Below are 19,548 nucleotides of genomic sequence, written 5' to 3'. Positions count from 1 at the left end.
ACACCCGCCCTTTAGAATGAAATCAATTATTTTCATGACCGATCGCTTTTAATTCATCCTCCACCAGCAATAAAGTGTTTATGATCTTTTCCGAAAACTTCCCACATTCTCCATTTACAATCATTTCAATAGCCTTCTCATGGCTGAATGGCTTCTTATATACCCTTTTCTCGATCAGGGCATCATAAACATCCACAATTCCAACCACTTGTGCGCAAAATGGTATATCTTCATTTTTCAAGCCGTCCGGGTATCCTTTGCCATCATATCTTTCGTGATGATATCTGCATATTTGATAGCCAAACTCTTTTAAATCCGCATCATATTTTTCCAGGATTTTTGCCGCCAGCTCTCCTCCAATAATCGTATGCTTTTTGATCTCTTCGAATTCTTCTATGGTGAGTTTTCCTGGTTTCAACAGAATCAGGTCCGATATTCCGATCTTACCTATATCATGCAGCGCAGAAGCCTCACATATCTTACCGATTTTGTCCTGGTAACTGGCATACTCCGGGTATAACTCTATTGCCTTCTTTATGACAATTTCCACATAATTCTTCATTCGTTTGATATGCTGTCCTGACTCCAAATCACGAAACTCTACAACATCAGCCAAATTATCGATAACTGCAGTATTTAATTCCTCTAACTTTTTCGATTGCAGCAGTATCTTCTCCGTTCTTTCGTTCACAAGATTTTCCAGCTGTTTTTTGTGTTCCAGCAGATTTTTTTCTGCATTTTCTGCACGTTCTTTCAATTTTATAGCCTTATGTCTTTTGTAGTTATAAACAATGACGACAGAGTTTAACAGTAGGAATGATATTACAAAATAGATTTCAAACTGACGCCTTAATAGCATCGTTTCACTGCTCATCACTTCTTTATCAACCACATACACGACCTGCCAATCGGATGCGGTTTTTTGGTGGACCAGGCCATAAGCGTAGCCTTCCTGATCAAACATGATTGTACCCGAATCATCCTTCAGTAATTGTTCATAGTAAGGTTCCAGCTTATCTGCATTTGCAAGAGAACTGTCAACAACTGATTTCCCAGTATGTTCACCATCCGTTCTTGCAATGATAATTCCATCCCGGTTAATAATAAAGCCCAACTTTATACTATCCGCACTCTCCGTTTCCCTTTTTAACATTTCCAGTATTTTTGTTTGCAGGATATCCAGCCCCACAACGCCATCAGTATTTCCGATTCTTTTTGAAATCGTGATCACCGTCTCACCTGTATAAAAATCCTCATAGGGACTTGTTATAACCAGTCCGTCTCTTTCCAGTGCACTCTCGAACCAGGGCCTTCCGACAGGCGAAAAGTTTTCATACACTCCATTTTCAGCACTGAATACATATTGATCATACCCTATATACAGATTTTCAAAATATTTTTCATTCTGGTTGATCAACTCAAAAGTCTGATTTATCAACATCTCTTTCATACTATCCAGATTATTTGTGTCTGATAAATATTGATAATCCCGATCAATAAAATTAACAATGTTTTCGCCAAGGTAAATAATATTGTCCAGACCATTGGCAACTTCAGCGCATTTTGTCATTCCATGTTCAATATTCTTTCCATATACTTCTCTTTTTATAATCAGATCGCCTTGATAAAACAAGAAAACAAGAAGCATATTGATTAAACTGATAATCATGATGATAACCATATTGTTTTTTATTTTTTTTACCACCAAATTCCTCATTTCATTTTCTCAGAAATCCGCTTTCCAAGGTCCAGGAAGTATAGTTTCATTGTACAAAAATATTCAAATCCCCAAATGATAACCATGATGCTGATTGCTGCTGTTGCTGTATCCAGGAATGTTTGCTGCTTATTGCGGTTTTTACCCGGAAATATCCAGTCAGAACCACAAACCTTAGGACTTGTTTTAAATAAAAGCATAACACAATACAGCCAAAATGATAACCCGGTTTCAAAATTTATTAAAAGTTTTTCTGATTTTTATGTTTTTCTATTAACCTCTTCGACAGGTTATTTAAAACCTATAACAGAAAGAAGCCCGCCATTTCGTCCAGTTTTTCTGCACTTTTTTTATTTTCCATTGATTGATGCAACACATCATCTGTTTTGGAAGCAATATCTGCTACTCTTGCTGCTATATCAGTTGTTCCTTGAGCGCCTTCGCCCGCTGCGGTTGTAATTTCATCGATAGCCTGTCTCATTTGCTGGATCGTTTCATATAACTGCTCCGCAATTATATGAATCTCTGTTACAACCTGCTGCACCGAATCCGCATCCTGATCGTATTGCCTGCTGGTATCTACAAGCATTTCATAATCGTTCAGAACCTGATTATCCACAAAATCAAGCAATGCTTTTGAATCTTGTACAACACTTTCTACTGCTTCTGATACGTTATAGGTAATATCATTAATCCTTGATACAGCATTTTTAGAATTTTCTGCAAGCACTCTGATTTCATCTGCAACGACGGCAAATCCCCTGCCGGCCTCGCCCGCTCTGGCTGCTTCTATTGCGGCATTCAGGGCCAGAAGATTAGTCTGACTTGTAATTTGCAGAATAGTCTGTGACAGCTCCTTAATTTCTTCTATCGCTCCTGTCCTCTTGATTGATTCACGCAACTGTATGTTGGTCCTATCATAGATTTCAATTGCGTTCTGATGCGATTTCCCTGTCTCATCCTTCAGTTTTCCTGCACGCCGTTTTATCTCATGCGCCAGATTCTCTCCACGTAATGTGCGATCTTTCATGTCAGAAACTTCCGATTCAATTTCACAGGCAGAGGCATTCATTTCTTCTGTCGAAGCTGATGTCTCTTCCATTCCTGCTGATAACTCTTCTGTTGTTGCTAAAATATCTTCAATATTACTATGCACTTCTTCCATTCTCTTAAAAGTCTGACTTGAAATCCCTTTTACATTCTCAGATTCAATCTGGATGTTTTTTATTATTTCCGCTATCTTGCTCTGCATGTTATAAGATGAACGCGCAATAGCACCAACTTCATCTTTTCGCTTCAGCAGCTTTTCTTCAAAACAGAAATCAAATTTTCCTTCTTCCATAAGATGCAGCCTGTCCTGAATCCTTTTAATACCTTTGGCAATGGTATTCCCAAGTAAATATGCTACAAGAACAGCGACCACTAATAATATGCCTGCCAGACAGACAATGATCATCATTGCATCATCAATCTTTTTCGAAACCACATCTGTATAAATTCCAACGAACCACATCCCAATTACTGTTCCGCCTTCATCCTTAATCGGAATATAATATGTCTGGGCGGACTTTCCAAGAATATTGGCAGTGCCCAAATATGGCCTGCCTTGTTTAATGACCTGGTCTATCACTTCCTCAGATGCCCGCGTTCCAATCATTCTCTTTCCACTTTCATCCTGCACATTGGTCGCGATTCTCATATCATTTTGAAACACCGTGGCAAGAACCTGGCTCCCTTTTGTAAAGCCATCAATCAATTCATAATTTTCATTAATCTGTATATCACCCTTAAAAAGTCTGCCCTCCTTTATGGACCAGCTGCCCTCATACGACCGTTCGAACAACTGAAGCCCCATATTGGAATAATTCTGTAATTCCTCACTGTTTTTACTGAAAACAAGGCTATTCACTTTCTCATGAGTAAATAACACAATTGATAATGTCAATAATACGATAATCCCTATGGATGCCGACACAATTTTCCACTTTATTTTCATATTTTTTTATTCCCCTCGTTCTGACGCTATTTGAATCATCTGTACATATTTTCACTTTTATAATTTATCAGTCTTTCCTTCGTATTCGGACCCTATTTTTGTATTACAAATTTACCAACTTCTACGCCAAGTTGATCCGCTACATTTTTCAGATTTTCAGAATATCTAGTGAATTCTTCCATGGTTGCATTTATTTCTTCTGTGGAAGCAGTTACTTCTTCAGATGCAGACGCTGTTTCCTGAGATACTGCTGATATATTTTCCATAGATGATAATAATGCCGATTTATTCTCATTTGTTATTTTTATTGATTCCCTTATTTCTCTTACTTTATTTGCCATCTCACTAATGGAGTTCAGTATTTTATCAAATATTTGCTGCGTCTCGACAACCGCAACATCTTGTTCCTGGACAACAAAGTTTGTACCTTTGATCGATTCCGCCACACTAGAAGCTTTAGACTGAATATCTTCAATAATTGCTTTTATCTCTTCTGTCGAATTCTTAGACTGCTCTGCCAGATTTCTGATTTCGCTGGCAACAACAGCAAACCCTCTGCCTGCCTCGCCTGCCCTTGCGGCTTCTATGCTTGCATTCAAGGATAATAAATTAGTCTGTGCCGTTATTGCTGCCAATGCGTCTGAAATATTACTGATCTGCAATGAACTTTCATACATATCCCCAATAATTCGATTCACTTCATCCGTAGCGGCTTTTGTCTTATTGGACTTTTCAATTAATGTTTCAACCATGATAAGACCATTTGAGCTTAGCGCTTTTGTATTATTTGCTATCAAATCCATTTCATCGGAATTCCCATTAATTTCATCCAGTTTTACTGACAGCCGTTCCATACCATTGACACCTTCCTGCGTCTCTTCTGCCTGCGTAATTGCACCTCTGGAAACTTCGTCAATTGCTTTTGCAACTTCACCTACGGCAAGTGTTGCTTCTGAAGACATAGAGGCCAGATGAGAGGACGTTTCTTCTACTGTTTCCGCTGAACGGATCACATTTCCTAAAAGATTTGATACATCTTTAATCATAATATTAAACGACTCTGCCAAGTCTTTAAATTCATCTTTTGTTTTTGTCTTAATTGTTACTGTAAAGTCTCCATGGGATGCTTTCGAAAACACATACATGAGCATTGATATGTTCTTTGAAATTCCAGAACTAATAAATACAGAAACTCCAATTGATATCAAAGCCATCAACGCAATAATTATGAACGTGGTATTTAATATGGATTTCGTATCATCCGTAAGCTCTTCGTCATCAAGAGTCGCAACCAGTTTCCAACCGGTAATCGCATTCGTCTGAAATACCCCAAATTTATTTTCATCATTATAATTATAGTCAACAAAACCGCTATCATTTTTTTTGGCCTGTGACCAAAATGACAGTTTTGCTGCCGTATCCGTATTGATCAATTCGCTGTTAGGATGTGCAATGATCTTGCCCTCCTGGTCCGCGAGAAAAATATAGCCGCTATTTCCCACCTTCTTCTGGCCTATCTTCTCCGTCAAAGTAGATAATGAGCAATCCATCGCAATCACCCCGATAACCTTGCCATTGCTCACTACTGCTTTTGCTATTGTGATAACATTGTCTCCAGTAGAAGCGTCTTCATACGGAGTTGTCAATATCACATTGCCCTCCTTAGCAACTGCATCCTGATACCAGGGTCTCGTTGTAGGATCGTAATCATCAGGTAATTCGGTTTCGGGATATATATGTATTCCCTTGTCTGCAAGACCATAATACACATTTAGGATATCTGCATTATTTTCCTTCATATTTTTCGGCAAATCGATTGCATAGGTTATATGATCGCCTTCATTTATATGATTTATATGATAATTATCCGTAGCCACAGATATCAATTGAGTCATTCCATTAAAGTATTCCTGCAAACTTTCATTTATCTGCGACAAGGTCTGTGTGCTTGTCAATCTTAGCTTTTCATCCAGCTTGGATTTTAATTGCTGATAGGAACCCATCCCTAAAATAATAAGCGGTAGAACACACAGCGCTATCATTGATACTACTAACTTGGTACGTATTGAATTCTATTTTATAACTCTCTTTTTCATCATTATTCTCACCTATTGATCTAATTTATTTTGAAATAACGTTCATTCATATTCATCTTTTTGGGCAAATCCTTTTTCTAATTTTCGCATTGCACTTCTAAGGAGCGAAGAAAGTCTTTCTCTGTACCATATTCGCCATGACTCTCATATCCATATAATTCCAACTTTAACTTTCGTTCTTCTCTTCATCAATACCTATACTCGAACATCCAAATGCAGTCCTCGATTAGGATCTACTGCCATGTTCTTCATCATTTCTGTCATCTGGGCAGCCGATTCTTTTCCTGTATCCATTGCCATCTTCATTACCGAAATGCCAGCTGATTCCTGTACTCTTGACTGACTCATTATTATTGATAATGCTGCTATGTCCATCCGATCACCTCCCACTTACTTTCTTCATGCAAGTCTTTGCACGCTTTTTCTGCTACCAGTTACATAAAAGCTGCAACTCTGTTTCAAAATCAGGGTTTGGGCTTTTACCCGAAGTTCTGTTAGCTGGTATCGAATAACCGTCATTATCTATTCACGGGGGCAGGTACCACTGCATCTTTGCGCCCGCAAGTCGTTTGTTCATTTATTGTTCATTGTTCATTCACACTTTGTGCATGGTGCCTGGTACCTTAGCGGAGGGAGCCTGCGACCGGAGCGTCTTTATCTGTTCACGGGGGCAGGTACCACTGCATCTTCGTGCCTGCAATTCGTTTGTTCATTTATTGTTCATTATTCATTCACATCTTGTACATGGTGCCTGGTACCTTAGCAGAGGGAGCCTGCGACCGGAGCGTCTTTCTGTTTCAAAATCAGTGTTGTAGCTTTTACCCGAAGTTCTGTTTGTTGATACCGAATAACCTTCATTATCTGTTCACGGAGGCAGATACCACTGCATCTTCGTGCCCGCAATTCGCTTGTTCATTTTTTATTCATTATTCATTCACACTTTGTACATGGTGCCTGGTACTTTAGCGGAGGGAGCCTGCGACCGGAGCGTCTTTATTCCCTTTCGAAAAAATCACAAAAGAAGCCAGAGTTTTCACCCTGACTCCTTATTATTGCTTTTATAAGCTTATCAATTATCTTAATAACTGAAGAACGCCCTGTGGCTGCTGGTTAGCTTGAGCAAGCATAGCCTGAGCTGCCTGGCTAAGAATGTTGTTCTTTGAGAATGTCATCATTTCTTTAGCCATGTCTACGTCTCTGATTCTTGATTCCGCTGCTGTTAAGTTCTCGCTAGTTGTTCCTAAGTTGTTAATTGTGTGCTCTAATCTATTCTGTGTTGCACCTAACTTAGCTCTTTGAGTGGAAACAGCATTTATAGCATTTTTAACCTTGTCTATAGATGCAGTAGCAGCGCTTTGACTTGAAACATCAAGACCGCCTACGCCTAAAGATGATGAACTCATACTTGATATATCAACAGAAACCTTCTGCGCTGAATCAGTTGAGTCGCCAACCTGAAGCTGTAATGAACCACCTGCTCCAGGGGTTCCAACAACTGCTTTACCAGCAGTAAAGAAAGTATTCAAATCTGCCGCCAGTGTAGCTGCATCAGCAGTCGCATCTTGAGCCGTAAACTCAATTCTACCTAGTCCAACTGATGTAAGGTCAATAACTCCCTGCTTACCTGTAGCAGCCGTAAATGTTCCCCCTGTTTCTTTATCAGTTAAAACATCTGCTATATCCACAACTTTAGTTGTAGCATTTCCTGCTGCATCTGTTGATGTAAACGTTACTTCAGAACCAGTTACAGCTGATGTAATTGTATCGGCAGCTTTCGCATCAACTCCGTTTACCGATGTAACCGTTGCTGCTGCTGTTGCTAAAGTTAAAGTCTTATCATATCCCGCTACACTTGTAGCTCCTGCACCAATAGAACCATCCAAAAGCTTTTTACCATTAAAATTAGTTGTAGAAGCTATTCTATCCATTTCTTCATTTAACTTGTTAACTTCTGTCTGAATAGCAGCTCTATCAACAGTGTCATCTAGTGTACCATTCGCAGATTGAGTAGAAAGTTCCTTCATTCTTTGAAGAATTGAATGCGTTTCATTTAATGCACCTTCAGCAGTCTGAATTAATGAAATACCATCTTGAGCATTTCTCGAAGCCTGGTCAAGACCTCTAATCTGACCTCTCATCTTTTCTGAAATAGCAAGACCTGCCGCATCATCACCAGCTCTGTTGATTCTTAAACCTGAAGAAAGCTTCTCCATTGACTTACCTGTGTTAATTGTGTTCATCCCCATATTTCTATGAGCATTCATAGCGTTCATATTGTGATTGATGATCATAATAAAATCCCTCCTTGAATTTTGTTTTCCAGACATCCTTGTCCTTATTTGTAGTTAAGCTCTTTGAACCTACCACCATGTTGAATAGTTGTTGAATTGTTGCTTTTTACTTGTCCTTGTAAGCATAACGTTGCTTTATTGTTGAATTTCATCAATGAATACTTTCAACAAATCGAAAGAATTTTCAACGCCATGTTTACTTTCAGCACATCGGCAAACTTCTGCAAAAGCATCCTGGCCGTACGCTCCAATCCGCTCCTGCTTACCTATTATATCGTCATCCCCGGCCGATACTTAACACCCAAATCCACTTTTTTTAAAAATTTTTCTATTTTTTTCTATCCATAAACTGCGGCTCCACATACCCCATGAGTCCGCTGCTCTTGAGATAGCTGGCCGCCGCCCGCGTGGTCTTCTTTGCCTGCCTGATCTCCTGCTTTTCCCTCCAGAACCTGTTCTGCAGCGACGTCTTGTTCCTTTCTTCCAGGTTTCTGACAGACACGGTATGATCCATGACCAGGGCAACCAGACTCTTCATCTCCTGAATCTCTTCCCGGTACTTGTCCCTGTTCCTGAGAAGCTCCGACTTCACCCGCTCATAGAGTTTTTCGAATCCGGCATCCTGCAGGCGGATCTCCTCGACCATTTCCGACTTCTTCCGGACACTCTCCCTGAAAGCTTCCTCGTCGAGCTTCGGCTCCGCCAGCATCCTGCCCTGCTCCTCATTCAGCTCCAGCATCTGCTCCAGAATCCCGTTCTTCTTTTCCAGGCTTCTTATCATGATATCCATGTAGTTTCCCATCATTTCCATCTGTCGGACACATCCTTCCTTATCCTGCTGGCCTCACCACTACCGAGCAACCGCCCTCGACCTGACCATGACCTCTTTCCAGGTATCCCGCATCATCCTCAGGTGCTCCAGGACCTCCTCCAGGACTGCCGCATCTTTTGACAGGTTTGCATCGAACAGGCGCTGGATCAGGTAGCTGTAAACCGCGTCAAAATCCTTTGCCACCGGGTATTTTTCATCCAGCGTCGTCTGAAATTCACTGATGATATTCCCTGCTTTGACGATGTTGTTGTGAGCCTTCTCGATATCGCCCTGTTCGATTCCCATGATTGCGATGTTGCAGAACTTGATTGCCCCCTCATAGAGCATCAGGGTAAGCTCTGCCGGCGATGCGGTCAGTATCTTATTATTGTTATATGCGGAATATGCATTTTTTAACTCCATTTTCTAATTCCCTCCTAAATCAGCTTCCGAGCAGAGACGCAAGGGACGACGAGCTGGCCTCCAGGTCTGAAAGGGCCTTCTCCATTGCGGAGAAGCGATTATAATAGTAGTCCTCCATATCCGCGATCTTCTCGTCCCATTGCTCCAGCTTATCTTCATACTCCAGGTAATCGGCAGCCATCTTCTTGTCGCTGTAGATCTTATAGGTACTGTTCAGGGACGTGCTCTTCATCTTCGCATCAAGCTTGTCATAAAGGTTCGTCGCAAGCCCCTTGAAAAATCCGATCACCCCGTCCGGATCGGCTGCAATCGCAGCTTTCAGTTTGTCTTCATTTCCTGAGGTCGCCGAATCGTCCTTGTCCCCATCAATGTGGTAGGCTCCCCGTTCATTCTCATCTGATGCGAAGTAGCCCAGGGTCTTGATTCCAAATTCCGAAAGGCTGTGGCTCACGCCGTCCAGCTCCACGGTCTGGGCCATGGCATTCTTCATCGTGGAACCAACAGTGCCCAGGGTGCTGTCCTTCCGAAGGAGCGCATCCTTGATCTTCTTCTCCCAGGTCGCAATCTGGTCGTCGGTCATAGCTTCCTTTTCCTCGTCGCTCAGCGGCTCGTATCCCCTTGCCGAATCGGCATTATATAGGGAATCCATCTCGTTGACAAGGGTGTTGTATTCGGTAAGGAAATCCTTGATTCCCTTGTATATCCCCTCGGTGTCCGTTGCCGTGTTGATGCTGACCGCCTGACCGGCAGCTGTCTCCGCCTTAGCCGTAATGGTGAGGCCGTTGATATTGAAGGAATTGGTCTGGGAGGTGAATTCCGCCCCGTTCAGCAGGATGGAGGCATCCGTCCCCTCTACCTTGAATCCGCCGCCGGCTGCGTTCAGGCCCAGGTTTTCAAGAGCCGCCGTGCTTGCCGCAATCGCCGCTGCGTCCGCTCCTGCTGCGGAAATCGTGAAATTGTTCGCTTCGCCGCTAAGTTTTGAGCTGATAAAAAGCCTCTGGTTGGTGCTGTCGAAGCTGGCATTTACCCCGGTGGCCCTGATGGAAGTCAGCAGCTCCGCAACCGTGGTGCCCGACTTCAGCTCGATTGCCGTCTCGGCCCCGTCCCCCGCCTTGATGGTAAATGAGGTGTCCGCCGCAATCCCCAGTTCCCCCAGCGTCGTGCTGCTGCTGACAGTCCCGCTGGCAGGCGTGAGCACTCCCCCGGTCAGATACCCGGATTTCGCAAGGCTCTCCACCTCCAGGGTCTGGGTTCCGACCGGCACACCGTTCCCTGCCGTAACGGAAGCCTTTGTCTCGTCTGATACTGAAGCCATCTTCATGCTGTATCCGGAATCCCGGCGCATGGCGCTCAGCTTGCCGCTGTAGAGCTTGTATATCTTGGAGTTTAGCTCCTTCCAGGCGTCCTGCTTCCACTCCAGCTTCGTCTGGGCCTTTTCAAGATTAGTTTTTTTTGTCGAATAGGCCGATACCAGCTCCTTTACAATAGAGTCGGTATCCATTCCCGAAACCATACCTGACATTCTGATTGACATTGATGTCTCCTCCTAACGTTTTTCATTCATGATGAAGCAGGAGATTCCCCTTACGTTAGCGGCACTCTCCTGCTTCTGTCAGTTCTCTTTTCCGGCTGCTATGCGCTCGCCTTCTCCTGCCGTCTTTTTAAAATTTCATAAACAGGATATTTTATCTGAAGCTCCGGATTTTCCAAGATAATCTGGCAGGCTTTGTTCGTTGCCGGATTGATCAGGATCGGAGCCTTCTGGTTCATTGTCATGTTCTCTATTTTGGAAGGTACTGTCAGCGCACATAGCACCATCAGATCTTCCCGGGTCTCCCCTAAGGATGACAGGACTGCTGCGTCAAAGAATGGCTGGTAGCAGTCGCTCACAAGCAGCGGATCCATCACCGGCAGCGCCAGCATCGGTTCCTCTGTCGACTGAAGCCACATGACGGAAGCACGCTTTCCTTCGTCCTCTCCTTCGCTGTCGAACAGCAGGACATAATCCTTCATGTCCGGGAATCCGATGATTCCGTTCTCAAAATGAAGCTTTTTACTGTCGTCAATTTCCGCCTCCCCAAAGGCTTTTGTCATTATTCTCATCGTCTCACCTAATCCTTCATGTTCAGGCCTTCCGCATAACCCCTGCTTTCATGCCCCTGATTGTTGTTCTCAAAATGTTTATCGGTTATTTAGAAGATTTCCTTAGTTTTTTGGAAAACGTTTTTTCTAATTGAAGGGATTTCATTCCCTCCATAACACGAATGAATACCGCCCTCTGCCTGGAACTTTATTCCACCGCCGACCCCTGCATCGCTGTACCAAAAGGCATGTCCGGATTTGCAGACCGCATAATGCGCAAAAAAAGCTGCAAACTGACCCCAAATCAGTTTTGCAGCTTTTTTCTAAAACTTTGATACCTAATTTCCGCTCTGATGTACCCCTGATGTCCCCATGATGTCCGCTTTGATGTCCGCTCTGATGTCCGCTCTGATGTCTGCCCTGATGTCCGCTCTGATGTCCGCTTCGATGTCCGCTTTGATGTCCGCTCTGATGTCCGCTCTGATGTCCGCTCTGATGTCCGCTCTGATGTCCGCTCTGATGTCCGCTCTGATGTCCGCTCTGATGTCCGCTCCGATGTCCGCTCTGATGTCCGCTCTGATGTCCGCTCTGATGTCTTTTCATTCGCATTCTGCAATCATCATACTTTCGTGTTTTTCAACACTCATCTGATATTCAGCATTTTTGCAATCCTGCTATTGAATTTTGTGACAATGCATACTGGCTGTATGCGCCACTTTGCCTCATCACCAGTAAGAAACAACTTGTTCTTACTCACATTATATATCGGCATGATATTTGAGTACTTAACCGCAAAGTGCTGTCTTTCACTTTTTTATCCAGCAAAAAAGGACAAAACCCTCGGGATTTCGTCCTTTTTTTATTCCTACTATTTAAGAAGTTCTTTTAAAGCATCAAGTCCTTCTGCATCTGCCGCCGCCTTATTAGCTTCCTGAATCTGCAAATAAATTTCCTTGCGATATACAGGAACTTCTTTTGGAGCAGAGATGCCTATTTTCACCTGATCGCCTTTGATATCAAGAATAGTGATTTCAATATTGTTGTTGATGACAATCGCTTCATTCTTTTTTCTCGAGAGTGCCAGCATCTTCCCCACCGCCCTTCTGTTAACGTCCTTTTTGAATGCCCTCACATTCTGAAATACTTCTTCCACTTATTGTAGCTATTCAGCATAAAAACACCTCGCAAGACAGGAGTTCTTAATAGCTACGATTTATTTTACCATAGAACCGGGGATTCTGTACTACTATTTCCTTTATTTTTGTCTAATTTTTTTGTTTTTATGGCAGCTGTTCAATAGCGCCGCAGCACGAGGTTTCTTTTCGCGTGCAGCGAAGCGGCAATCACGAAAAGCGCAGGGACAGCAGCCACGCAGGACCATATGGTTCCTGGCGTTTCAGAAAGCCTGGAATTCTACAGGAAATCCAGCAGCGACTTCTGCACGATCCTGCTTGCCGCCGTAAGGGACGCCTCGTAGGAGTTCTTGGCTGCCGTGTACTGGATGAGCACATCCGACAGCTCCAGATTCTCGTTTTCGGACTGGAGCTTCTCGAAGCTGGTCTGCTGGGCTGCCAGCCTGCTCTGGGTGAGCTCGAGCCTGTTGACCCTGCTGCCCACGTCCGTGATCTGCAGGTTTATGTCTGTTTCATGATTCTGGAATTTTGTCTGGGCGGCTTCGAAGAGCTTCTGCATCCTGTCGGATTTCAGGGTCAGTTCTTTTTCCGCTGCCTCGAGCATGGAGGTCAGGGCTTGCCTGCTGCCTTCGTACTGTGAATCTTCCAGCATGGATTTGATATCGGCCGCCTTTTTTTCTGCCGCCGTCACATCGTTTATAGATTCCAGGATTTCGTCTATGTCTCTTCCAACACTATGCGTCAGGACGTCGCTGCCTTCGGTATTGACCTTCAGCTTCTGGTTGAAGTTTATGGTGTATTCCACGCTCTGGGCTTCCTTCGTATATGGGATGACGTTTCCCGGATCCGTCTTGTCCTGGCAGTCGAAGTAATGCTCAGGCTTCAATTCGCCCTGATCGAATCCCGTCTTTTCATAAGTGAAGCTTATGGAATCAGGTTTCTCAAGGGAACGCAGGGTTTTGCTGATTTCCTCTCCCAGAATCAGTTCCCCCGTCTCGGCAATGTAGCTGATTCCGCCAGCCGGGGTTGCAAGATATGCTTCATCCGAAGCGCTTTCATAGCCGGTAACGGCCACGGTCTGGATATTTCCGTCGTTGTCCGTATAGGTGAGGCTGCCTGTGCCGCCTGCCAGCCCATCAAGGCCGCTGTAAGCAAGTCGCATCCTGTATACGGTGGTGCTTGCCGGCATGTCTGCTGCTGCAATCACCGCCGGATTGTTCTTGTCCAGGACAAGCCCATTGGAAATGCAGGTGACAGACTCCACGTCATCTGCAGAAAAGGTTTCCGTTATGCTATAGGAAGCCGTGCTGTCATCGCCTCCGAAGGTCAGGTCCTTGTCAGTCTTGTATCCTGTAAACAGATTCCTCCCGGCATAATCGGCGTTTCCCTCGGCATAGAACTGCTCCTTCAGGGCCTGGAAATTCTCTGCAATGGCGGAACGGTCCTGGGCTGTGAGGGTTCCGTTGGATCCCTGGACGCAGCCGCTGTAGACGTCCTTTACGATGTCCCTCATGTTTGTCAGGGCTTCTTCTGTCACTTCCAGGAGGGCATTTGCATCTGTGATGTTTTTTTCATAGTACTGGTTCAGTTCGTTCAGGTTGCTCCTGAGCCTCAGGGCCCTGATTGCAACGACCGGGTCGTCAGAAGGCCTTGCGATCTTCTTCTGGGTCGACATCTGTGTGTTCAGAATGTCCAGAGTTGTCTTGTTTGCATTTATATTGGTCAGGGAGTTCCCGAGCATCATTCCGTTGGTTATTCTCATTATGTTGCCTCCTATACACCAGTCCCGTTGGTTATTCTTATTCTGTAGTCTCCTACACACCAGTCCCGTTGGTTATTCTTATTCTGTAGTCTCCTACATACCAGTCCCGTTGGTTATTCTCATTCTGTAGTCTCTTATACGCCTGTCTCATTTATGAGCTTGTCGTAGATTTCGCTCATGACCGTTATCATTTTCGCATTGAGGTTATATGCGTTCTGGTATTTTACCAGGTTGAGGGCCTCTTCATCGCTGTCCACGCCGGAAACCGAAAGGCGCTGCTTCACGATGGATTTTGATATATTTGAATAATTCGCTTCGAAGCTGTCTGCCTTCTGGGCATCCACCGCTATGTCGGAAAGTACCGACTGGAGGAATTCAGAGGCATATCCGCCGCGGAACATGACTGTGTCGCTTTTGAGCTTCAGAAGCTTTTCAACGACATCATTTCCGTTTATGCCCTGGCTGAGGTCCGTCGTGGATGCAAGAAGCTTCGGATCCTCCAGCAGCTTTGCCGAAACCGTAAAATTTGCCGCAGTCAGCCTGTAAAGGCTGTCATCCTTCGAGCTGTAGGTGGTCCCATTTTCACCCGCCTGTACAGTCAGCCCATATTCCCTGGTGCTGTCCAGGGCATCCTCGCCTGTGAAAAAAATGCCGCCCTGGCTGCCGTTCAGATCCTGTCCGGTCTGGTGGATCTTGTTGAACTCTCCTGCAAATGCCCTTACGAATTCGTTCAGCTGGGACATGTAGTAGGGTATGCCGAGATAGTCCACGGCCTCGCCCACTTTGGCATCACGTCCCTGCATTGCCGCCTGGGATGCGTTGTCAACGGTCTCCGTCAGGGTAAAGGTATAGGTTTGCGACGCGCTGTCATAGGAAAAACTGCTGTAGGTGTATTCCTTGTTCTTCAGCACGATGGTCCCTGTTTCCGGAAGCGTCGCCTTGTTGATGTCCGTGAATCCCGTACCTTCAATCCTGACCGTGGTCACAGTCCCTGCCTGTCCATCCTCAGCAGGAGCGCTGCCGAAAGCTCCTATCTTCCCGGTGAAGTTGTCTGCATTATTTCCGTCACGGATATCGGTGAGGGCTTTCAGGCCGCCTCCCACTCCGGTTCCCGACATGCTGTAGTCAAGGCCGTTAGACCACTGTATGTCGTAAAGGCCGTCCATGTCCGACTGGTTCACCCGTGTCTCCCTTGGAACTGTCTCCAGGGTGTTGTATTCGAAGGTGTCCACAAGAGACTGTCCCGATATGGTGATTTCGTAGGTCGTTGCGCCCGTTTCCCCGACGCCCGGACTGCTTTCCGCCATGCGCCCTTCTTTCACTTCAATGGGAACGATTTCGGAAATCCTGTCTGCGAGAAGGGCTCTCTGGTCCCTCAGGTCGTTGGCATTTTCCCCGGTAAGCTCCACGACATTGATCTGCTTGTTGAGGGATGCGATTTCCTGGGCAAAGGTATTGATCTGGCTCACCTTGTTTTTGATTTCTTCATTGCAGTCTTTCTGTATGTTCCCCAGTCCGGTGGAAAGACTGTTGAAATATTCCGCCAGGGTCTCTGCGGAATTGATGAACTGGTTCCGCACCGATACATCGGAAGCATTTTTGCTCACTTCCTCCAGGCTGTTGAACATCTCGTCAAAGGCCGCCGTGAAGCCGTCCTTATTCACCTCTTCGAAATAGTCCTCGATCTGGGCCATGTAATAGGATTTTGTGGAATATTCGCCCAGGCTCGTGCTGTTGTTCCAGTATTTCACGTCATAATAAAGGTTCCTGATCTGCCTGATTTCCGTGGTCTCAACTCCCGAACCAAGGGTCCCGTATTTCTGGCTGGTACGGATGGCTTCCGATGCCTTCTGCACCGCCTCCTGCCTGGTGTAGCCTTCAGTCTGCACGTTCGCTATATTGTTTCCTGTGGTATTTAAGGCTGTCTGGTAGGTATACAGGCCTGAAGATGCAATATTAAGTCCGAAAAATGTAGATGCCATCTTCTTTCCTCTCTTTCTCTCGTGGTGTTTTATGCACCCAGACTGCTCACGATCTGCTCGAGCATTTCGCTGACAACGTTCATATATCTCGACGATGCATTGTATGCGTTCTGGTATTTGATCATGTTGGCCAGCTCCTCATCAGAGGAAACACCCGCCACCGACTGCCTCTGGTTCTGCAGTTCCTGGATTGTTGTCCTTTCCGCCTCTGAAACGCTCCTGTATACGGAGCCTTCGTTTGCGATGGCCGACACAAGGCTGTTGTAGTAGGTTCCGAACGTATTCACGACCTGGGTATTCGGGTTGAGGGATGCAAAATCTTTTCTCCAGATGTCCTCTAACGCCCCGGCCTTGTCGTAATCCACATCGCCTTCTGCTGTTGTCAGCGGGAGTTTCCCTATATCTTTCAGGACCGCCGGATTTACCTCCAGGTTCTTGACGCTGTAGAGCGACGGAATGTCGCCTGGGTCTTCCTGCCTGTATAAATAAACCTCCCTGGTCGTTCCATCGGCCAGAGTGAGGGATTTCAGTTCATATCTGTCCACGCCGCTCCTGGAAAAAAGTTCTGTTCCCATGACGGTCCCATCGCTCTCATAGGAGGCCTTTTCCTCATCAAGGACAGTAAAGGTGCCGGTGACGCCATCGATCGTTCCCTCAATTTCCGTATTCGGACAGAGAACATCGTTGATTCCCGTTACGATTCCGTGGATGAGCTGGTCGAATTCGGCCATGGTATTCATGAGTATGGAAGCCTCTACGCTGCTGTTATAGTAATCCCTGTCTTTTGTATACTGGGTCAGGGCTGCCTCATATTCCGCTCCTGATGCGTAATCCGCCCGGTCAGGCGCAGCGGGGATATCCGTATAGTTTCCTTCCTTTATTCCCCTTGCAAGGATCAGGGACTTCAGACCGCCTATATCAGAGTTGTTGCCTGAAAAGCATCCGCTTTCAAGATCGAATACCCTGGCTCCTTTCAGATGTGGCCAGGTCGGTTCCACGAACCCTGTAGCCGGATCTTCTGCAGCCTCCATCATGTATACAGAATCCTTGGTCACAAACTGGACTCCCTCAGCGTTTACCGTTACAAGTCCATTTTCATCCTCCTTGTATTCGGTCTTTATGAGCGTGCTGAGTTCATCCAGGGCGCTGTTCCTTGCATCCCGCAAATCGTTTGCATTTTCGACCCGTCCTGCCTCGATTTTCAGGATCTGCCCGTTGAGGCTGTTGATCGTACTTCCAAGCTCATTTATCCTGGCAATCGTCTCTTTTGCCTGGACGTCAAGGTTCTCCTGATAAAAGGAAAGGCCTTCCGTCACTGCAGCTGCCCGCTCGATGAAGGACACCGCTTTCTGCTTCAGAAGGCTCCTGTTCACTGTTGACGCAGGGTCTTTCGCCAGCTCCGAGATGGCATTCCGAAGGTCCGTCATGGCCCCCTGGAACGCAACGCCCTCCAGCTCACCAAAAAGCGTCTCTACTTCCTCGATGACGCTGTACCCGGTTTCATAAAAGCTCTGCCTGCCGGATTCTGTCCTGTATGCCTTGTCCAGGAAGAAGTCCCTTACCTGCCTGATGTCCTCAGTGGTTACGCCGATTCCTGCCTGCATCCTGCTGATGGAGGCTTCTCCTGCACGGAAATATTCCGCATCTCCCTGAAGCACCTGCTGCCGCACGTATCCCGTCGTATTCACATTCGCCAGATTATGCGCAGTTGTGTTCAGGGCATTCTGTCCTGCCTGGATGCCTGATAATCCTGTATATAAACTTCCCATTCCTGCCATTATGCTACCTCATTTTCCTACTGTTTCGTGTCGAAACTTCCCCTGCTGCCTGTAAGCACGGCCGCATTGTTTGCGCCGCGTGTATAGTTTGCAACTTCAGGAGCCTGTCGCATGCTCCTGAAGAGATTCAAGTCAAATTCTATCATTTCCATGGAATGGGCAATCAACATCCTGTTCTGTTCGTTGATCTTCACCATTCCCCTGACCGCAGTGCTGAGCCGGTCATGCACTATGGCAAGACGCTTCTGCTCTTCGGGCCTGTTTTCCAAAAATTGTATAATATTCTTAATCCTGAGGCTGCCCCTGTCCCTGTTCAGGACAATCGCCATATCTTTTACAATCTCCTCGCGCTTCCGTTCCAGGCCGCCTATGTTCGACACGACGGTCTGTTCCCTGTCGGTGATCGTCTGAAGCGCCGGTATATCGCCCGAGACGATTGCAGGCGTCTTCTCTGTCGAAAGGGCCAGCAGAACTTCATACTCAGCACTTTCCTTTTCTAATACATCCATCAATTCTTCCATCAGGCTGGCCACTTTTCATACCTCATTTCTCTGTGTGCTTTTATTATCTCTTTTCTCTATTTTCCCACAACCGGCAGCCTGCTTTTCAGGCTGCCGGTCAGGTTTGCATGCTGTTACAGCATGTTCTTTTTGTACTTTTCGATTACTTTTGAAGCAAAATCATCTGCATTCACCTTGTACGTGCCTGCATCAATTTTGGCTTTTACCGAGTCCACCAGCTCTTCCCTGACGTCCGGTGTCTCCGCAACTGCTTTTTTGGCTATCTGGTAATCGCGTCCCGCCTGTGAAATCTGGACCTGATCTGTTGCTCCTGTCTTAACGGGTGCTTCGATTTTCTTGACCTGTCCCGTCTTGTAGATGCTGTTGATCTGATTGTATCCCTCAATGCGCATAATTCCCTCCCCTTTCCTGTTTCACTTCATTTTTATCCCTTATTGACTTCCTCACAGTGTTTATCGGTTTTTATTACTATTTATATTATAGCTTTTCTTATGTTTAAATGCACAAAAAACAAAGAAGGAAACAGTGTGAAATCGTCATTTCGAACACTGGTTCCTTCTTTACATTACACTTAGCGATTTATTTTTGTTCATCAATTACCTCCTGAATGGATGAATATCCCTTCTTAGAAAACAATTCATCAAAATCATTTTCACATCCCAGGGCAAATGCAATTTTAATAAGTGAGGATAATGATATCTCTCCGGTACGCTCGAATCTCTTAACGGAGCCCAAGCTCACATTGGAAGAATCAGCAAGCTGTACCTGTGTTATTTTCTTCTCCTTTCTCCTGACACTCATTCTATTTGCAATTTCCATATTCAGATCATTAGGGGATCTTAAAAACTTAAATTTATTCATAGATAACATATTAATCTTTTTCTCTTAAAAAGTCAAGTTACGGTTAATATTTTAACTATAACTCGACATACCTACTGGTACCTGACACCATAAAC

General features: G+C 45.2%; 16 protein-coding genes. All 16 read right to left on the bottom strand.

Annotated features, from left to right (window positions below; genetic code table 11):
• Positions 1-22: 22 nt before the first annotated feature.
• A complete protein-coding gene (locus BJR36_RS11460) occupies positions 23-1,717 on the bottom strand; it encodes an HD domain-containing phosphohydrolase (RefSeq protein WP_091234329.1) in 1,695 nt (564 codons plus the stop codon).
• Between the two features lie 301 nt (positions 1,718-2,018).
• Positions 2,019-3,713: a methyl-accepting chemotaxis protein gene (locus BJR36_RS11450; RefSeq protein WP_091234324.1), complete on the bottom strand. Its 1,695-nt coding sequence runs from the start codon at positions 3,711-3,713 to the stop codon at positions 2,019-2,021.
• 92 nt (positions 3,714-3,805) lie between these two features.
• On the bottom strand, positions 3,806-5,716 hold the full coding sequence (locus BJR36_RS11445) for a methyl-accepting chemotaxis protein (protein WP_242875542.1): 1,911 nt from the start codon (positions 5,714-5,716) through the stop codon (positions 3,806-3,808).
• Positions 5,717-6,004: 288 nt separating this feature from the next.
• Entirely contained in the window at positions 6,005-6,184 is a 180-nt protein-coding gene (locus tag BJR36_RS11440; protein WP_091234321.1) for a YjfB family protein, read from the bottom strand.
• 698 nt (positions 6,185-6,882) lie between these two features.
• On the bottom strand, positions 6,883-8,100 hold the full coding sequence (locus tag BJR36_RS11435; protein WP_091234319.1) for a flagellin N-terminal helical domain-containing protein: 1,218 nt from the start codon (positions 8,098-8,100) through the stop codon (positions 6,883-6,885).
• Positions 8,101-8,428: 328 nt separating this feature from the next.
• Entirely contained in the window at positions 8,429-8,911 is a 483-nt protein-coding gene (locus BJR36_RS11430) for a hypothetical protein (protein ID WP_091234317.1), read from the bottom strand.
• A 39-nt stretch (positions 8,912-8,950) separates the two neighbouring features.
• On the bottom strand, positions 8,951-9,334 hold the full coding sequence (fliS, locus tag BJR36_RS11425; protein ID WP_091234314.1) for a flagellar export chaperone FliS: 384 nt from the start codon (positions 9,332-9,334) through the stop codon (positions 8,951-8,953).
• Between the two features lie 19 nt (positions 9,335-9,353).
• Positions 9,354-10,868 carry a flagellar filament capping protein FliD gene (gene fliD, locus BJR36_RS11420; protein ID WP_091234313.1) on the bottom strand — a complete coding sequence of 505 codons (1,515 nt, stop codon included), beginning with the start codon at positions 10,866-10,868 and terminating at the stop codon, positions 9,354-9,356.
• Between the two features lie 98 nt (positions 10,869-10,966).
• The gene (gene fliW, locus BJR36_RS11415) at positions 10,967-11,437 is read right to left on the bottom strand and encodes a flagellar assembly protein FliW (RefSeq protein ID WP_091234310.1); all 471 of its coding nucleotides are present in this window, start codon (positions 11,435-11,437) and stop codon (positions 10,967-10,969) included.
• 847 nt (positions 11,438-12,284) lie between these two features.
• On the bottom strand, positions 12,285-12,503 hold the full coding sequence (gene csrA, locus BJR36_RS11405) for a carbon storage regulator CsrA (protein WP_091234533.1): 219 nt from the start codon (positions 12,501-12,503) through the stop codon (positions 12,285-12,287).
• Positions 12,504-12,829: 326 nt separating this feature from the next.
• Positions 12,830-14,311 (bottom strand): flagellar hook-associated protein FlgL, encoded by a 1,482-nt coding sequence (gene flgL / locus BJR36_RS11400; RefSeq protein WP_091234305.1) that lies wholly within the window; start codon positions 14,309-14,311, stop codon positions 12,830-12,832.
• Between the two features lie 134 nt (positions 14,312-14,445).
• Positions 14,446-16,293 (bottom strand): flagellar hook-associated protein FlgK, encoded by a 1,848-nt coding sequence (gene flgK, locus BJR36_RS11395; RefSeq protein ID WP_091234302.1) that lies wholly within the window; start codon positions 16,291-16,293, stop codon positions 14,446-14,448.
• A gap of 29 nt (positions 16,294-16,322) precedes the next feature.
• Positions 16,323-18,071, bottom strand: a complete 1,749-nt coding sequence (gene flgK / locus BJR36_RS11390; protein WP_091234299.1) for a flagellar hook-associated protein FlgK — start codon at positions 18,069-18,071, stop codon at positions 16,323-16,325.
• Between the two features lie 17 nt (positions 18,072-18,088).
• Positions 18,089-18,592, bottom strand: coding sequence for a flagellar protein FlgN (locus BJR36_RS11385; protein ID WP_091234530.1), 504 nt, complete (start codon positions 18,590-18,592; stop codon positions 18,089-18,091).
• Between the two features lie 113 nt (positions 18,593-18,705).
• Complete coding sequence (flgM, locus tag BJR36_RS11380) at positions 18,706-18,984, bottom strand: flagellar biosynthesis anti-sigma factor FlgM (RefSeq protein WP_091234296.1); 279 nt, start codon at positions 18,982-18,984, stop codon at positions 18,706-18,708.
• A 187-nt stretch (positions 18,985-19,171) separates the two neighbouring features.
• Entirely contained in the window at positions 19,172-19,411 is a 240-nt protein-coding gene (locus BJR36_RS11375; protein WP_242875539.1) for a helix-turn-helix domain-containing protein, read from the bottom strand.
• Positions 19,412-19,548 lie beyond the last annotated feature (137 nt).

It is taken from the genome of Anaerobium acetethylicum (genome assembly GCF_900096945.1).
GTDB classification, from domain to species: Bacteria; Bacillota; Clostridia; order Lachnospirales; family Lachnospiraceae; genus Anaerobium; species Anaerobium acetethylicum.
Note: the sequence above shows the minus strand (reverse complement) of the source record. Positions and strands in the feature narration are given on the sequence as shown.

Coding starts and splice junctions, on each gene's coding strand:
- BJR36_RS11445 (WP_242875542.1), bottom strand. CDS start 5,716: ATGGGTTCCTATCAGCAATTAAAATCCAAGCTGGATGAAAAGCTAAGA.
- BJR36_RS11435 (WP_091234319.1), bottom strand. CDS start 8,100: ATGATCATCAATCACAATATGAACGCTATGAATGCTCATAGAAATATG.
- BJR36_RS11385 (WP_091234530.1), bottom strand. CDS start 18,592: ATGGAAGAATTGATGGATGTATTAGAAAAGGAAAGTGCTGAGTATGAA.
- BJR36_RS11460 (WP_091234329.1), bottom strand. CDS start 1,717: ATGAGGAATTTGGTGGTAAAAAAAATAAAAAACAATATGGTTATCATC.
- BJR36_RS11430 (WP_091234317.1), bottom strand. CDS start 8,911: ATGGAAATGATGGGAAACTACATGGATATCATGATAAGAAGCCTGGAA.
- BJR36_RS11450 (WP_091234324.1), bottom strand. CDS start 3,713: ATGAAAATAAAGTGGAAAATTGTGTCGGCATCCATAGGGATTATCGTA.
- flgL (WP_091234305.1), bottom strand. CDS start 14,311: ATGAGAATAACCAACGGAATGATGCTCGGGAACTCCCTGACCAATATA.
- fliD (WP_091234313.1), bottom strand. CDS start 10,868: ATGTCAATCAGAATGTCAGGTATGGTTTCGGGAATGGATACCGACTCT.
- BJR36_RS11375 (WP_242875539.1), bottom strand. CDS start 19,411: ATGGAAATTGCAAATAGAATGAGTGTCAGGAGAAAGGAGAAGAAAATA.
- flgM (WP_091234296.1), bottom strand. CDS start 18,984: ATGCGCATTGAGGGATACAATCAGATCAACAGCATCTACAAGACGGGA.
- BJR36_RS11440 (WP_091234321.1), bottom strand. CDS start 6,184: ATGGACATAGCAGCATTATCAATAATAATGAGTCAGTCAAGAGTACAG.
- fliS (WP_091234314.1), bottom strand. CDS start 9,334: ATGGAGTTAAAAAATGCATATTCCGCATATAACAATAATAAGATACTG.
- flgK (WP_091234302.1), bottom strand. CDS start 16,293: ATGGCATCTACATTTTTCGGACTTAATATTGCATCTTCAGGCCTGTAT.
- fliW (WP_091234310.1), bottom strand. CDS start 11,437: ATGAGAATAATGACAAAAGCCTTTGGGGAGGCGGAAATTGACGACAGT.
- csrA (WP_091234533.1), bottom strand. CDS start 12,503: ATGCTGGCACTCTCGAGAAAAAAGAATGAAGCGATTGTCATCAACAAC.
- flgK (WP_091234299.1), bottom strand. CDS start 18,071: ATGGCAGGAATGGGAAGTTTATATACAGGATTATCAGGCATCCAGGCA.